The sequence below is a fragment of the Roseateles sp. genome (genome assembly GCF_965262435.1).
In the GTDB taxonomy this organism is placed as follows: Bacteria; Pseudomonadota; Gammaproteobacteria; order Burkholderiales; family Burkholderiaceae_C; genus Paucibacter_A.
This window is the reverse complement of record NZ_OZ253537.1, coordinates 958035-972992: the sequence shown is the minus strand read 5'-3', so window position 1 is coordinate 972992 and position 14958 is coordinate 958035. Positions and strand designations below refer to the sequence as shown.

General features: G+C 66.3%; 12 protein-coding genes. 8 read left to right on the top strand and 4 right to left on the bottom strand.

What is annotated here, in order from left to right; translation table 11 throughout:
* Positions 1-79 precede the first annotated feature (79 nt).
* Positions 80-2077, top strand: a complete 1998-nt coding sequence (locus ACQY39_RS04320; RefSeq protein ID WP_428503733.1) for a hypothetical protein — start codon at positions 80-82, stop codon at positions 2075-2077.
* Positions 2078-2086: 9 nt separating this feature from the next.
* Here the strand turns inward: ACQY39_RS04320 and ACQY39_RS04315 are convergent, their stop codons facing one another.
* Complete coding sequence (locus tag ACQY39_RS04315; RefSeq protein ID WP_428503731.1) at positions 2087-2911, bottom strand: MipA/OmpV family protein; 825 nt, start codon at positions 2909-2911, stop codon at positions 2087-2089.
* A gap of 310 nt (positions 2912-3221) precedes the next feature.
* Between ACQY39_RS04315 and ACQY39_RS04310 the strand changes: the two genes are divergently transcribed.
* The 5 genes from ACQY39_RS04310 to ACQY39_RS04290 are packed head-to-tail and all read left to right on the top strand — an operon-like array spanning position 3222 to position 6673.
* Positions 3222-3962: a TetR family transcriptional regulator gene (locus ACQY39_RS04310; protein WP_428503729.1), complete on the top strand. Its 741-nt coding sequence runs from the start codon at positions 3222-3224 to the stop codon at positions 3960-3962.
* Positions 3959-4405: a hypothetical protein gene (locus ACQY39_RS04305; protein ID WP_428503727.1), complete on the top strand. Its 447-nt coding sequence runs from the start codon at positions 3959-3961 to the stop codon at positions 4403-4405. The genes ACQY39_RS04310 and ACQY39_RS04305 overlap by 4 nt, the downstream gene beginning before the upstream one ends.
* Positions 4402-4911, top strand: coding sequence for a DUF2867 domain-containing protein (locus tag ACQY39_RS04300; RefSeq protein ID WP_428503725.1), 510 nt, complete (start codon positions 4402-4404; stop codon positions 4909-4911). Before ACQY39_RS04305 ends, ACQY39_RS04300 begins: the two co-directional genes overlap by 4 nt.
* Positions 4908-6242, top strand: a complete 1335-nt coding sequence (locus ACQY39_RS04295) for an ABC1 kinase family protein (RefSeq protein ID WP_428503723.1) — start codon at positions 4908-4910, stop codon at positions 6240-6242. The genes ACQY39_RS04300 and ACQY39_RS04295 overlap by 4 nt, the downstream gene beginning before the upstream one ends.
* A 32-nt stretch (positions 6243-6274) precedes the next feature.
* Positions 6275-6673, top strand: a complete 399-nt coding sequence (locus ACQY39_RS04290; protein ID WP_428503721.1) for a DUF6463 family protein — start codon at positions 6275-6277, stop codon at positions 6671-6673.
* Positions 6674-6789: 116 nt separating this feature from the next.
* Here ACQY39_RS04290 and ACQY39_RS04285 read toward each other — a convergent pair whose 3' ends face one another.
* From ACQY39_RS04285 to ACQY39_RS04275, 3 genes are read right to left on the bottom strand one after another with little or no spacing between them, the layout of a single operon-like run.
* Positions 6790-8493, bottom strand: coding sequence for an ABC transporter ATP-binding protein (locus tag ACQY39_RS04285; RefSeq protein ID WP_428503719.1), 1704 nt, complete (start codon positions 8491-8493; stop codon positions 6790-6792).
* 8 nt (positions 8494-8501) lie between these two features.
* The gene (locus ACQY39_RS04280; protein ID WP_428503717.1) at positions 8502-9551 is read right to left on the bottom strand and encodes an ABC transporter permease; all 1050 of its coding nucleotides are present in this window, start codon (positions 9549-9551) and stop codon (positions 8502-8504) included.
* 55 nt (positions 9552-9606) lie between these two features.
* Positions 9607-10545, bottom strand: coding sequence for an ABC transporter permease (locus ACQY39_RS04275; protein ID WP_263561678.1), 939 nt, complete (start codon positions 10543-10545; stop codon positions 9607-9609).
* 360 nt (positions 10546-10905) lie between these two features.
* Here ACQY39_RS04275 and ACQY39_RS04270 point away from each other — a divergent pair, with 360 nt between their 5' ends.
* Together ACQY39_RS04270 and ACQY39_RS04265 are read left to right on the top strand one after the other, a co-directional pair.
* Positions 10906-12786: an ABC transporter substrate-binding protein gene (locus ACQY39_RS04270; protein WP_428503715.1), complete on the top strand. Its 1881-nt coding sequence runs from the start codon at positions 10906-10908 to the stop codon at positions 12784-12786.
* Between the two features lie 318 nt (positions 12787-13104).
* Positions 13105-14952, top strand: a complete 1848-nt coding sequence (locus ACQY39_RS04265; RefSeq protein WP_428503713.1) for an ABC transporter substrate-binding protein — start codon at positions 13105-13107, stop codon at positions 14950-14952.
* Positions 14953-14958 lie beyond the last annotated feature (6 nt).

The window sequence follows — 14958 nt, the reverse complement described above, 5'->3', positions numbered from 1 at the left end:
GACATGGGGGGCCGGGCGCGCGGCGCGAGCAGCGCACGGCCGTGACCCCCCGGCATTTCCAACAGGGAGCCGCTAGGCCATGAACACCTTCAAGATCCGCCGCCGCCTCGTTTGCAGCGCCGCCTGGTCCAGCCTTGTCTTGCTGAGCGCCTGCGGTGGCGGGGGCGGTGGCAGCGACAGCCCGGTGACGCCGCCTCCGCCCGCGGCCGAGGTGCCGGCGCTGAGCAGCCAGTGCCAGAGCAATTCAGTGGCGCGCCTGGTACAACCGGCCGCGCTGCAGGCGGGCCGCAACCAGGAACTCAGCCTGCTCGCCTGCGCCGGCCACCGCCTGAGCCAGCTGCGCTGGGAACAAAAGGAAGGCACGACCTTGAGCGCCCTGTCGGCGCGCTCCCAGTCCATCACTCTGGAGCCGGCCGCGGCCGGCAGCCATCGCTTCGAGCTCAGCTACCAAGATGAGCTGGGCCGCAGCTTCAGCGCCAGCCTGCCGCTGACGGTCGCGGCCGACACCAACCCTGCAGCCCTGCGTGCGGTCCTGCGCGGCGAGCCCAGCGTGCATGCGGGCGGCAAGTTCTCGCTGCGCGCCTGGCTGCCAGGCCTGAGCGAGGCGGACCTGGCCAAGGCCACATGGCGTTGGGAACAGCTGGAAGGGCCAAGCCTGGATCTGGGCGGCGCCAGCGGTGCTCGCCTGCTGGCCACGGCGCCGGCCAGCAGCAGCGACAGCCTGCTGCGCCTGCGCGCCAGTGCTGACCTTGGCGACGGCCGCAGCGCCAGCGGCGAGTTCAGCCTGCTGGTGCAAGCCCTGCCGCCCCTGCCCGCCAACCCGCTGTTCGCCAGCAACGAGACGCCCAGCCGTGTCTACCCCTACAAGGCCAGCAGCACCCGGGCCGCCGCCTTGAGCGAATGCATCTACCACCCGGGCCTGAGCTCCAGCAACCCCAACAACCTTTGCACCCTGAGCAAGCTGCCCTTGCTGGGCAGCGCCAGCAGCAGCAACGGCACGCCGACGGTGGACGAGATCATGGACCGCGTGCTGGTGTCCAACGACTGGATGGGCGCGAACTTCGAGCGCTTTCTGCGCGAACAGGACACGCACGGCGACTTCCGCCGCATGCTGGCCTCGGTGACGGCGGTGGTGATCGGCGGCCGGGTGCGGCCGGCTTTCTACTGGAGCGCCACCGGCGCCATCTACCTGGACGCCGCCAACCTCTGGCTGACGCCCGAGCAGCGCGACACGGTCAGCGAAACCCCCGACCCGCGCAGCGACAACGGCAGCGCACTCAACTACGCCAGCCCCTGGCGTTATGTGAAGGACAACCGCCACGCCATCACCAGCCTGGCCGTGGCCAAGCGCGCCTCGCGCAGCCTCGAGGATGTGCAGAACGCGCTGGGCTCCCTGCTGTACCACGAGCTCAGCCACGCAGCCGACTTCCTGCCTCCGCGCGTGCACGCCGGCTTGCTGGGCAGCAGCAGCCGGGTCTATGAGGCCGTGCCGGCCCAGACCGCCTCGGAGCAGCTGAACCAGCGCTACCCCTTCTTCTCGCTGGAGATGCGCGGCCTGGCGCGGGTGCTGTCCTATGGCGACACGCCCACGGCCACCCAGATCGCCTACCAGCCCGAGGATGTGGTGCGCTTCTTCAGCCAGGACCGCGTCAACGACGACTACAGCTACTCCATCGCCAGCGGCGCCAACTTCTCGCGCGAAGACACGGCCATGCTGATCGAAGAGGCCCTGATGCAGCTGCGCCTGGGCGTGTGGCGCGATTACGCCGTCACCAACAAGCTGAGCTCCGGCGGCAACAGCGCCGATCTGCTGGTCAGCTGGGGCCAGCGCGGCCGCATCGGCGAGGCGGCCATCCGGCCGCGACTCGATCTGGTGCTGAAAGAGCTCATGCCCTGGCTGCCCGCCAACTTCAGCGCCGGCCTGGCCGCACCGCAGGCGCTGCGAGCCGGCGCTACCTGGGGCGCCAACCTTGACCAGGCCGCCCTGCAAGCGGGCAAGATCAAGCCGCTGAGCGCGCAGCAGCGCTACAACGAGCAGGAGCAAACCACCCGCGCCCTGCTGCGTGGCAGCCGCTGATCCTCAGGCTTAGAAGGTGTAGCCCAGGCCCAGCAGCACGGTGGGCGCGCCCTTGCGCTCAACCACGGGGCTCTTGGCCGCATCGCCGAGCACGCGGTGGTAGCTGGCGTTGGCCATCAGGCTCATGGATTCACTGAGCTTGTAGCGGGCCGACAAGCCCAGGTCGGCACCATAGAGGCCAGCTTTGGGGTGGAACTCCTTGAACGAGGTGGCCGCGGCCTGAGCCGCAGTGACGCCGTAGTAAGACTGCAGGTAGCGCTTGTCAGCAAAGCCCAGCGAGGCCTCGACGCCCACTTCCAGCGGGCCGCTGGCCAGCAGGGGCAGGCTGCTACCGATGCTGCCGAGCGTGCCGCCATGGCCCTTCTTGCCCAGCGCCGTCTTGAGCTCGAAGTTCAGAGGCAGGCCCAGGCCGCTCCAGCTGCCGGCCACACCCAGCTCGCCGCTGGCCTTGATCTTGCCCATGCCGCGCAGGCGGTCGCTGCCGCTCTGGCCCAGAAAGCCCTTGACCTTGTGGTCCTCGCGGCCGGCATCTGCGCCAAGGGTCAGTGCGAATTGAAAGTCAGGCCGCTCGACCGCCCAGTAGCGCAGGCCACCCATCGTCGAGGCCTCGAAGGCGCCCTTGCGGTAGCGCAGATCGGGCAGCAAGACGGCATGGCTGCGGCTCTCTTTGGCACCGACATAGGTCGGGCTGTAGACGGCGCCGACGCCGATCAAGCCATGCAAGCCCTCGCTGGGTGAGGGCTCCGCGGCCTGAGCGCCGAAGCCGGCTGCGGCCAGCATGGCGAAGGCCCAGGCGGCCTTGGCTTGGAGAAGGTGGGTGCGTGCAGGATTCATGGCGAGCGAGAGCTTGGGTGAGGTTGAACATGTGCCTGTCGGCCTGGCGGGTTAGGGCGGGCCGTGTGGCTGGCCGCACTGTGCGCATTCGCAGCGAAGGGCGCCAGGGAACTCCACGAAGCGCCGCCGCACGCACCGCGACGGCGCGGGCCTCAGGCTGGCGCGCCAAAACACCCATGACCAGCGGCACAGGCCTGAGGCGGGCGCCGCAGCGACAAAGTCACCCAAGGAGCCGTTCAGCCGAAATCTGTTGCACTACACAATAAATCGCGATAAATTGCCAACAAACGATAGTTGGTATTCATTAAACATGCGCATCAGCAAAACCCAGCAAGACAAAACCCGGCGCCTGCTCTTGCGCGTGGCCGTGGACCTGATGAGTCGCCAGGGCTTTGAAGGCACGACCATGAAAGAGATCGCCCGGGCCGCTGAGCTGGGCGACGCGACCATCTACAAGTACTTCCCCAGCAAAGAAAAGCTGGTGCTGGCCTATTTCGAGCAGCAGGCGGGCGACGCGATCGCCCTGATGCAGAAGACCCGCGGCCAGCAGGATTTCGGCCTGCAGGAACGCCTGCAGCTGCTGCTGGACAGCCTGCTGGAGCTGCTGCTGGCCGACCGCGAGTTCGTGGCCATCGCCCACCGCCTGATCCAAGGCGCGCCCATGCTGCTGCTCAGCCAGACCTTGCCGGGCAAGGAGCTGTTGCGCCAGGCTTTCATCGCCATGCTGGAGCAGGCCGAGGCGGCCGGCGAGATCGCGCCCTGTGCCTTCAAACCCAGCCTGGGCGGCCTGCTGGCCGATGCCGTCTACGGCCTCGTCGCCTACTGGCTGCGCGACGATTCGGAAGAGTTCGGCAACACCAGCCAGCTGATCGACCTGAGCCTGGGCGTGCTGGTCCTGGCCCTGCAGAGCGGCGTGATCAACAAGCTGCTCGATCTGGGCGGCTTCATGCTGCGCAGCCAGCTGGCGCGCCTGCTGCAACCGCAGGGTGGCGGCCTGCTGGAACTGCTGGCCCTGGCCAAACGCGGCCTGAGCGCAGGAGCCGGGCGATGAGAAGCATGCTCGGCGATCTCAATGTCTGGCTGCTGCTGGCCGCCAGCCTCAGCGGTGTCGCGGCCCTGCTCCATGTGCTGATCGTGTTCGGCGGCGCGCCTTGGTACCGCTTCTTCGGTGCCGGCGAACACATGGCGCGCCTGAGCGAAGCGGGGCATTGGTGGCCGCCGCTCTTGACCAGCGGCATCGCCATGGTGCTGGGCCTGTGGGCGCTCTACGCGCTCGCGGCCAGTGGCGCGCTGAGCCTGCAACTGCCCTGGCCCAAACTGGCACTGTGCCTGATCACGGCCATCTACTGCCTGCGCGGCCTGGCCATCCTTCCTCTGCAGGCCCTCGCGCCGGAGCGCGTGACGCCGTTTCTGCTCTGGAGTTCTCTGGTCTGCCTCGGCTACGGCATCGTCCATCTGATCGGCCTGAAGCAAGTCTGGGAGCAGCTGCGATGAGGCCGCGCGTGCAGGCCACGGCGCTGCCGGCCGCAAGCCGGATCGCCCGAACATTGGCAGGCGCCGACTTCGCCGACAGCTACTGCCTGGCCGACCCCCACCCAGAGCTCAGCCCCATGCAAAGCTACTTGGCCCTGGTGGCGAACACGCCGGACTGGATGCACGGCTTGATGGCACTGCGCAACCGCGCGGTCCGCCTGGTGGGCCTGAAGGACCTGGGCAGCCTGAGCCCGCACGAGCCGAGCAAGCCAGCCGAGGCCTACCGGGTGGGCGACCGAGTCGGCATCTTCCGTCTGAACGAATTGCACCCCAAGGAGCTGATCCTTGGCGACGACGACCGCCACCTGCGTGTGCAGGTCTCGCTCTACAAGGCCGAGGGCCAGCTCTGGCTCAGCACCGTCGTCCATGAGAAGCAGGCGCTGGGGCGGCTGTACATGAGCGTGGTGGGGCCGGTACACCGGCTGATCGTGCCGCGCCTGCTGGCTCAGGCGCCACGCTGCCCATGAACAGCAAGCCACCGCGCACCGGCCGGTTGGCGCGGACGGCGATTGCCGGCAAGGCGGTGGCGCGCGCCGGCATGGCGCAGCTGAGCCGCCGACTGCAGGCCCGGGGGCAAGACCTGACCCCCGGCAGTGAATCTGCCCAACTGGCTCAGCACGCACATGAGGCCCAGCTGGGTCGCATCCTGTTCGGCGCCCTGAATCAGCTCAAAGGCACGGCGCTGAAAGCCGCCCAGCTGCTGAGCATGGAGCTGGACCTGCTGCCCGAGGGCTTGCGACTGGAGCTGACCAAGGCGCAGTACCAGGTCACGCCGCTGAACCGGGCCCTGGTGATCAAGCTCGTGCGCCAGGAGTTCGGCGCCGGGCCCGAGACCTTGTTCGCGAGCTTTGAAACGCAGGCTTTCGCGGCCGCCAGCCTGGGCCAGGTGCATGGGGCAACGCTGGCCGACGGCCGCGAGCTGGCCGTCAAACTCCAGTACCCGGGCATGGCCGCATCCATCCACAGCGATATGCAGCTCTTGCGCCTGCTGCTGAGCACGCTGGGGCCGAGCCAGGCCTTGCCGCGAGCGGCGGTGCTGGACAGCTTGCTGAAGGACATCGAAGCCACGCTCGCCGAGGAGCTGGACTATCTGCACGAGGCCGAGCAGCTGCGCTGGTTTGGCGAGCAGTTGGCGGCGCAGCCGGCGCTTCGCCTGCCTCAGCCGGTGGCGGCGCTGAGCAGCCGGCGCGTGCTGACCATGGAGCGCTTGCCGGGCTTGCATCTGAAGGAATGGCTGGCCACCGGGCCCAGCCAGGCCGAGCGCGACCGCTACGGGCAGCTGCTGTTCGACCTCTTCCTGCGCAGCGTCTTCGAGCTGCAGCGCCTGCAGGCCGACCCGCATCCCGGCAACAGCCTCTTCATGCCAAACGGGCAGCTGGGCCTGCTGGACTTTGGCTGCACCCGCCGCCTGAGCCCTGCCTTCTGCCAACACTTGCGCGCGGCTTGGTGCGCCCTGCTGCGCCGGCCCTGCGACACGGCGGCTCTGCATCAAGCCTATCTGGGCCTGGGCCTGCTCCAGCCCGAGCTCGGCCACGCGGCCTTTTGCCAGGAGCTGCTGCCGGCGCTGCAAGGGATTCTCGACTGGCAGCTGCGGCCCTTCACACAAGAGCTGTTCGACTTCGGCCTTCACCCGCCGCCGCCACGAACGAGTGCCGAATACCAACGCACCGCCGTCGGCCATCTGCACACCATGGCCGCCGAGCTGCCCTATTTCGACCGCGCCTATCTGGGCCTGCTGCAAATGCTGCGCGACCTGGGCGCTCGCGTGCGCACGCAGAACGCCTGGATTCACGCCTGAGCGGTCCCCCTGCTTCTTGAAAGGAAACCCCCATGAACCCCATGTCTTCTGCGTCTGCTCTCACCGCACCCACCTCGCGCGCCTGGGTCGGCCATTGGCTGATGGCCGTGGCCGCGCTGCACACCGGCGTCGCTTTCCTGCTGCTGCGCCAGCCCCTGCTGACCCTGGTGGAGCGCGGTGTCTTCAACAGCGTGGGCCAGGACCCGGTGGCCGCAGCCACGGCCTGGTTCCTGCTGTTCGGCCTGCTGCTGGCGGTGCTGGCCCTGGCCATCACACCCTTGGAACGCCTGGGCGACGCGGTGGCTATGACTCGCCTGGGCTGGGGCGTGCTGCTGCTCAGCGTGCTGGGCGTGCTGCTGATGCCGGCCTCGGGATTCTGGCTGGCCCTGCCCGCCGCCTGGACCCTGATTCGCCGCGGCCGCGCCGGCTGAACCCCCAAGCTGGGGTCAGGCTCAACTGAAATTGAAGCTGACCCCTTGGCGTGTGCCATCACGCGAGTACCAAGCGTTCATTCGCCGCCCAAGCCCGCGTAACGCGGGCTCAACCCTCAGGCAGCCGCTGCTGCGGGCACCTCGCCCTGGTAGCCGCGCGGCACCGCGCCGAGCAGCTTGCGGGTGTACTCCTGCTTGGGAGAGGCCAACAAAGCCTGGGTCTCGCTCTGCTCGACCACATCGCCGTTCTGCATCACCAGCACCTCGTCGGAGATGAACTTCACCACCGCCAGGTCATGGCTGATGAAGACATAGCTGAGGCCAAACTCGTCCTGCAGATCCTTGAGCAGATTGAGCACCTGGGCTTGCACCGACACGTCCAGCGCCGACACGGCTTCGTCCAGCACCAAGACCTCGGGGTTGAGGGTCAGGCAGCGGGCGATGGCGATGCGCTGACGCTGGCCGCCCGAGAACTCGTGCGGGTATTTGTTCAGCACGGTGTCATCCAGGCCCACCTTCTTGAGCAGGGCGCTGGCGCGGGCCAGGCGGTCCTCATGGTCCTTACCGATCTTGTGAATCTCCATCGGCTCGACCAAGGTCTGGCCGATGGTGAAGCGCGGGTTCAGTGAAGCATACGGGTTCTGGAACACGACCTGGATGCGACGGCGCATCTTCTGCCAGTCATTGCCGCTCATCTTGAGCAGGTCCTTGCCCTCGAACAGCACTTCGCCGCCGCTGGGCTCATGCAGGCGCAGCAGGGTCAGGCCCATGGTGGTCTTGCCCGAACCGGACTCGCCGACCACGCCCAGGGTGTAGCCCTTGCGCAGCTTGAAGCTGACGTTCTTGACCGCCTTGAACTCCTTCTTGCTGAACAGGCCGGCCTTGAAGAAGAAGCTCTTCTGCAGGCCGCGCGCTTCCAGAATGACCGGTGCGTTCGGGTCCTTGGCCTTGCCCAGAGCTTGCACGCGGGCCTCGCCCTTCTGCGCAGCAATGTGGTCGTCGATGACCATCAGGCGCGCAGGGTTCTCGGTCAAGGAGGGGCGGCAGGCCAGCAAGGCCTTGGTGTAGCTGTCCTTGGGGGCGCTGAAGATCTCGGCCACGGGGGCCTTCTCGCGGATCTCGCCATGGCGCATCACCACCACCTGGTCGGAGATCTCACCGACCACGCCCAGATCGTGCGAGATGAACAAGAGGCTCATCTTGTGCGTCTCTTTGAGCTTGGCCATCAGCTCCATGACCTGGCGCTGAATGGTCACATCGAGCGCCGTGGTCGGCTCGTCGGCAATCAGCAGCTTGGGACTGCAAGCGAGGGCCACGGCAATCATCACGCGCTGCTGCTGGCCGCCGGACATCTCGTGCGGGTAGGCCTTGAGGCGGCGCTTGGGCTCGGGGATGCCCACTTCGTTGAGCAACTCCTCGGCACGCACCAGGGCCTGCTTCTTGCTCATGCCCATGTGCTTGATCAAGGGCTCCATGATCTGGTCGGCCACGGTGAAGACCGGGTTCAAGGAGGTCATGGGGTCCTGGAACACGCAGGCGATGTCGCGGCCGCGGATGGCTTGCAGCTCGGGCAGCGAAGTCTGCAGCAGGTCTCGGCCCTGGAACAGGATCTTGCCCTGACGCTCGGCATTGCTGGGCAGCAGGTTAAGGATGGACATGGCCGTCACCGACTTGCCCGAGCCCGACTCACCCACCAGGGCCACGGTCGAGTTCTCGGGGATGTCGAAGCTGATGCCCTTGACGGCCAGCGCGCGTTGCATCTGGCCGTTCACCTTGCCCATGCGGAAGGCGACCTTGAGGTCTTGAATTGAAAGCAGCATTTTTTAGATCACTCCAGGCCGCGCAATTTCGGGTCCAGCGCATCGCGCAGGGCGTCGGTGAACAGCGCAAACGCCGTCACGAACACCGCCATCAGGGCGGTCACGGAGACCAGCTGCCACCAGTAGCCGAGGATCAGCTCGCTCTGCGATTCGCTCAGCATGGTGCCCCAGGAGACCTGGTCCACGCCCACACCCAGGCCCAGATAGGACAGGATGACCTCGCTCTTGATGAAGCTCACCACATGCAGGCTCAGCTGCACCAGGGCCACATGCGAGACATTGGGCAGGATGTGCTTGAACATGCGCGAGTAGCGTGAGGCGCCGATGGCCTCGGCCGAGCGCACATATTCGCGCACCGAGTGCTTCATGAACTCGGCACGGATCAGGCGGTAGATGCCGGGCCAGCCGGCCAGACCCAGAATCATCACCACCGAGAGCACGCCCTTGCCGAAGATCACCGCGAAGGCAAAGATCAAGAGGATGCTGGGGATGGCGGTGAAGACGTTGTAGAGCCACTCGAGGAAGTCGCCGATCTTGCCGCCGAAGAAGCCCGAGATCGCGCCCAGCACGGTGCCGATGATGGTGGCCACCACGGCCGCCAATACGCCCACCAGGATGGACACTTCCGCGCCCTTGATCACCTTGGCCAACACATCGCGGCCCAGGCGGTCGCCGCCCAGGGGCAGGGTCTCGGCCTTGACCACATCCTCGGTCTTGAACTTACTGGCGCGCTCTTCCCATTCCTTGTACTTGGGCGCCAGCGGGTCGATGTCGCTGAGGTCGACATTGGGGCCCTTGGGCTGGGCGATCACGCCGCTGGCCTCGGCCGGAGCCGGGCCCATGAAGGTCGGCGGCGCATTGGGCACGCCCACTTCCTTCTGCCAGTCCTTGGCCAGCAGGCCACTGGCCGAGGCGATCACCATCAGCAGGAAGAACGCGACGATGGCCATGGACACCATGCCCACCTTGTCGGCCTTCATGCGGCGCCAGGAAGCGGCCCACACGCCTTCAGATTTCTGCGCCTTGGGGTTGCCGGCGGAGGGGGTCGGAGAAGACATGACTGCACTCATTTCGCATCTCCGAAGCGGAATGAAACTGGAGAATTCTTGATTTTCATTTCAGCACCACGCGCGGGTCGACCAGCTTGTAGAGCACGTCGGTGATCAGGTTCACCACCATGGTCAGGAAGGCGATGTAGATGGCGAAAGCCTGGATGACGGGATAGTCGCTGCGGTTCACCGCCAGCAGGATCTCGCGGCCCAGACCGGGGATGGAGAAGAACACCTCAAGCAGGAAGCTGCCGACGAAGACGCCGGGCAGGGCCACCGAGATGTTGGTCATGATGGGGATCATGGCGTTGCGCAGCACATGCTTGAGCAGGATGGTGCGCTCGGTCATGCCCTTGGCGCGCGCGGTGCGCACATAGTCATGGCCGATCTCGTCGAGGAAGAAGGTGCGGTAGAGGCGCGTGTAGGGCGCAATCGCCACCGCCACGGCCACCATGATGGGCAGGGGCGCGTAGGTGGTCAGATTGGTCCAGACACTGTCGGTCCAGCCCTGCACCGGGAACCAGCCCAGGCGGAAGGCGAACACATACTGGCCCACGATCACATAGACCAGCAGCGAGATCGACACCGCCACGGTGCTCAGGATCATGACCGTGCGGTCGGTCAGGCTGCCGCGCACGGCGGCCACGGCCAGGGCGAAGGGAATCGCCAGCGAGACTTCCAGAATCAGGATGGGCAGCATCACCGTCAGCGTCGCCGGCAAACGGCTGGCAAACAGATTGGCGACCGATTCATTGGTCGCCCAGCTCTTGCCCCAGTCGAAGGTGACGATCTGCTTGATGAAGATCCAGAGCTGTTCCCAGACCGGTTTGTTCAGGCCCAGCTGTTCGCGGATCGCATTGATCTGCTCGGGGCTGGCGTTCAGGCCGCCCATGATTTCGGCGGGGTCGCCACCGAAGTACTTGAAGAGGAAAAACACCAGCAGCACGACGCCGAGCAGAGTCGGAATCATTTGCCACAGGCGTCTGAGCAGATATGCCGCCATTGCTGTCGGGCTCCAGTTAACGCGTCGTCGGTTCGACAAATAGAAACCCCGCACGCGGGTGGCGGACGGGGTTTGCGGGAAAAGTTGCGCGAGTCTAAGCGAAGCGGGCACGGGTTTTCACGGCGTTTGCCCTGAGCGCCCCATGGCCAGGGGGCTATACCTGGACGGACTTGCCTGCGCATGAATGAAAATCGCAGGAGCTGATGCACGATATGCATGACCCCAGACAGCGCCGAACTGCCGGTCAGGCCCTAGACTGCGCGATTTTGCGCGCCGGGCCCGCCACGTGGCAGACACCAGCGCCAGGCCGCATTCTTGGGCCCTGCCCCCCGCGAACTTCATTCATCACCGAGCATGACCATGAGCAATCCGCAAGGACCGACCCCCACGCAGCACCATGCCCGCAGCGGCGCCGTCCGGCGCGCCCTGGCCTGGCTGACCCTGGCGGCCGCCTGCGCTCCGGCCTGGTCGGCCGGCGACAGCGCTGCGGCCGAAGCCGCCAAGGCCGCGCCCAAGGTCCTGCGCTATGCCTTCCGCGTGGCCGAAACCGGCTTCGACCCGGCGCAGATCTCCGACACCTATTCCAAGACCGTGGCCGCCGGCATCTTCGACGCGCCGCTGAAGTTCGAGTACCTGGCCTCACCGGCCAAGCTGGTGCCCAACACCTTGGTGGCCATGCCCGAGATCGCGGCCGACTTCAAGACCCTGACCTTCGAAGTGAAGCCCGGCATCTACTTCAACGACGACCCGGCCTTCAAGGGAAACAAGCGCGAGCTGACCGCCGCCGACTACATCTATTCCATCAAGCGCCACTACGACCCGCAGTGGAAGAGCCCCAACCTCTACCTGCTTGAGAACGTCAAGATCCTGGGCCTGTCGGAGCTGCGCAAGGAGCTGATGGCAACCAAGAAGCCCTTTGACTACGACCGCCCGGTCGAAGGCCTGCAGCAGCTCAGCCGCTACAAATTCCAGATCAAGCTGGGCGTGAACGACCCGCGCTTCATCAACCAGTTCGCCGATTCCGGCTTCCTGGGCGCCGTGGCGCGCGAAGTGGTCGAGGCCTATTCGGACAAGATCATGGAACACCCGGTCGGCACCGGCGCATGGCGCTTGGCCGAATGGCGCCGCAGCTCGCGCATCGTGCTCGAGAAGAACCCGAACTACCGCGAGGAGTTCTACAAAGAGCAGCCCCCGGCCGGCAAGCCCGAGCTGGCCGCCCAGGTCAAGGCCTTGCAGGGCCGCCGCCTGCCCATGATCGACCGGGTGGAGATCGCCATCATCGAAGAGACCCAGCCGCGCTGGCTGTCCTTCCTCGGCGGCGAGGCCGAACTGCTGCCCGAGCTGCCCTTCGAATTCGCCGGTGTGGCCATTCCCGGCAACAAGCTGGCGCCCAATCTGGCCAAGAAGGGCGTGCAAATGACGCGCTTCGTCTACCCCGAGATCGCCTTCTCCTACTTCAATATGGAAGACGCGACCGTGGGCGGCTACACGCCGGAGAAGATCGCGCTGCGCCGCGCCATCTCCCTGGCCATGGACGTGAACAAGCAGATCCGCCTGGCCCGCCGCGGCCAGGGCATTCCCGCGCAAGGCCCGTCCATCCCGGGCGTGTTCGGCTATGACCCGGCCTTCAAGTCGGAGATGAGCGAATTCAACTTGGCCAAGGCCAAGGGCTTGCTCGACCTGTACGGCTATGTCGACAAGAACGGCGACGGATGGCGCGACATGCCCGACGGTTCGCCCCTGCGCATCGAATACGCCACCCAGCCCACCACCGACAGCCGCCAGCTGGTCGAGCTCTGGAACAAGGGCATGGACGCACTGCAGGTCAAGATGGTCTTCAAGACGGCCAAATGGCCCGAGAACCTGAAGTCGGCCAATGCCGGCAAGCTGCAGATGTGGGGCGTCAGCTGGGTCGCCTCGACCCCGGACAACGACACCTTCCTGGCCCTGGGCGACGGCCGCGCCAAGGGCAAGGCCAACAAGGCTCGCTTCGACCTGCCGGCCTTCAACGAGCTGTACCAAAAGCAAAAAGCCCTGCCCGACGGCCCCGAGCGCCAGGCTGTGATGCGCGAGGCCCAGCGCCTGATGATTGCCTACATGCCCTACAAGATGGACATCCACCGCATCTTCACCGACCTGGCCCAGCCCTGGGTGATCGGCTACGAGCGCAACGTCTTCGTCCGCACCTTCTGGAACTATGTGGACATCGACCAGGAGCGCTTCCTGCGCGAAAACAAATAAGCCGAGCGTGGCTGCTCAAGCAGCCAGCCTTGGGGTTCGACTGCATGGCCGGGCCCCGCCATTGGCACTAGACTCCGGCCCAGATCAGAACGCTGTAGCAGCGACTAGCGCCGCGCCAGCGTCCCGCAGCACCGAACGCGCCGCAGCCCCAGGCTGGCCGGCGCGTTTGTTTGCCGAGGATGCGTTCGCATCGGGCGGTGTGGCCGGGGCTGTGGTCTGAAGGGTGCGGCGGCAAAAACCTCCACCCCTCTGACGCCGCCCGAGAGCCACGCAAGCGATGTCCAAAAAACGACGCAAGCGAGGAATGAGGAGACGCGAATGATGTGGAGACGCCGGCACCCCAGCCCGCTGAGGCCTGCCCTGGCCCTGGCCGCCTGCCTGCTCTGGTGCAGCGCTGCGCTGGCCGCCCCGGAGCCCAAGCCGGCCTCGGCATCGGCCCATGTGCTGCGCATGGCCTTCCAGATTGCCGAGACCAGCCTGGACCCCGCCCAGGTCAGTGACGAGTACTCGGGCGAGATCGTCTCCAACATCTTCGAGTCGCCCCTGGTCTACGACTACCTGGCCCGGCCGGTCAAGCTCAAGCCGCTGACGGCCACCGCCCTGCCCGAGGTCAGCGCCGACTTCAAACAGTTCACCCTGCACATCAAGCCCGGTATCCATTTCGCGGCCGACCCGGCCTTCAAGGGTCTGAAACCGGGAGAAAAGCGCGAACTGGTGGCGGCCGACTATGCCTTTGCGCTCAAGCGCCACTTTGACCCGCGCCTGCGCAGCCCGCATTTCGCCAATCTGGAGAGCGAACAAATCCTGGGCCTGGCAGGCCTGCGCGAGCGCAGCGTCAAGAGCGGCAAACCCTTCGATTACGACGCCCCGGTCGAGGGCCTGCAAACGCCGGACCGCTACACCCTGATCATCAAGCTGGGCCGGCCCAGCCCGCGCTTCGCCCACCGCTTGGCTCAAGTCATGAGCCTGGCCGTGGCGCGCGAGGTGGTGGAGGCCTACGGCGACAGCATCGGCGAGCACCCGGTGGGCACCGGGCCTTTTGTGCTCAAGGACTGGCGGCGCGCCTCGCGACTGGTGCTGGAGCGCAACCCGGGCTTTCGCGAAGCCTATTTCGACGAAAGCCCGGCGCCCGATGACGCGGCCGCCCAGGCCGTGGCGCGCGAACTCAAGGGCCGGCGCCTGCCCCTGGTGGACCGGGTCGAGGTGTCCATCGTCACCGAGAACCAGCCGCGCTGGCTGGCCTATCTGGGCGGTGACTTCGACTTCCTGGCCGTGCCCAATGAATACGCGGCCCTGGCCGCACCGGGCGGCCAGCTGGCGCCCCATCTGGCCAAGCGCGGCATGAGTTTGTACCGCAATCTGCTGTCCGATGTGATCTTCAGTTATTTCAATATGGAAGATCCGGTGGTGGGCGGTTATGCGCCCGAGAAGGTGGCGCTGCGCCGCGCCATCAGCCTGGGCTATGACAACGAAGAGGAAGTGCGCTCGGTGCGCCGCCGCCAGGCGATTCCGGCACAAAGCATCATCACGCCCAACACCTTCGGCTACCAGCCTCAGATCAAGACCGAGATGAGCGAGTACAACCTGGCCAAGGCACGCGCCCTGCTGGACATGTACGGCTACATCGACCGCGACGGCGACGGCTGGCGCGAGCTGCCCGATGGCAGCCCCCTGCGCCTGGAGTACCACACCCAGCCCGACAGCAACTCGCGCGCCTTCAACGAGCTCTGGCGCAAGCACATGGCCGCGCTGCATGTACAGGTCGATTTCAAGAGCGCCAACTGGCCGGACAATATGAAAGCCGCGCGCGCCGGCCGCCTGATGGTCTGGATGCTGAGCTGGACGGCCGACATGCCGGACGCCGACTCCCTGCTGGCCACCGCCTACGGCCCGGCCAAGGGTGAAGACAACCTCAGCCGCTTCAACCTGCCCGAGTACGACCGCCTGGTGCAGCGCAGCCAAAGCATGGCCGATGGCCCGGAGCGCCTGGCCCTGATTCAAGAGGCCGAGCGCCTGCTGACCGCCTACATGCCCATGAAAGCCCATGTGCACCGCATCCGCCTGCGCCTGGCCCAGCCCTGGCTGAAGGGCTATCTGCCCCACCCCTTCCTGCAAGGCTTTTGGCGCTTCCTGGACAGCCAGCCGCCGGCCGGCAAGAAGTCCTGAGGTGGG

Bases quoted from the DNA above. Each gene is read 5' to 3' on its own strand.
- ACQY39_RS04320 (WP_428503733.1), top strand. From the start codon at position 80: ATGAACACCTTCAAGATCCGCCGCCGCCTCGTTTGCAGCGCCGCCTGG.
- ACQY39_RS04315 (WP_428503731.1), bottom strand. From the start codon at position 2,911: ATGAATCCTGCACGCACCCACCTTCTCCAAGCCAAGGCCGCCTGGGCC.
- ACQY39_RS04310 (WP_428503729.1), top strand. From the start codon at position 3,222: ATGCGCATCAGCAAAACCCAGCAAGACAAAACCCGGCGCCTGCTCTTG.
- ACQY39_RS04305 (WP_428503727.1), top strand. From the start codon at position 3,959: ATGAGAAGCATGCTCGGCGATCTCAATGTCTGGCTGCTGCTGGCCGCC.
- ACQY39_RS04300 (WP_428503725.1), top strand. From the start codon at position 4,402: ATGAGGCCGCGCGTGCAGGCCACGGCGCTGCCGGCCGCAAGCCGGATC.
- ACQY39_RS04295 (WP_428503723.1), top strand. From the start codon at position 4,908: ATGAACAGCAAGCCACCGCGCACCGGCCGGTTGGCGCGGACGGCGATT.
- ACQY39_RS04290 (WP_428503721.1), top strand. From the start codon at position 6,275: ATGAACCCCATGTCTTCTGCGTCTGCTCTCACCGCACCCACCTCGCGC.
- ACQY39_RS04285 (WP_428503719.1), bottom strand. From the start codon at position 8,493: ATGCTGCTTTCAATTCAAGACCTCAAGGTCGCCTTCCGCATGGGCAAG.
- ACQY39_RS04280 (WP_428503717.1), bottom strand. From the start codon at position 9,551: ATGTCTTCTCCGACCCCCTCCGCCGGCAACCCCAAGGCGCAGAAATCT.
- ACQY39_RS04275 (WP_263561678.1), bottom strand. From the start codon at position 10,545: ATGGCGGCATATCTGCTCAGACGCCTGTGGCAAATGATTCCGACTCTG.
- ACQY39_RS04270 (WP_428503715.1), top strand. From the start codon at position 10,906: ATGAGCAATCCGCAAGGACCGACCCCCACGCAGCACCATGCCCGCAGC.
- ACQY39_RS04265 (WP_428503713.1), top strand. From the start codon at position 13,105: ATGATGTGGAGACGCCGGCACCCCAGCCCGCTGAGGCCTGCCCTGGCC.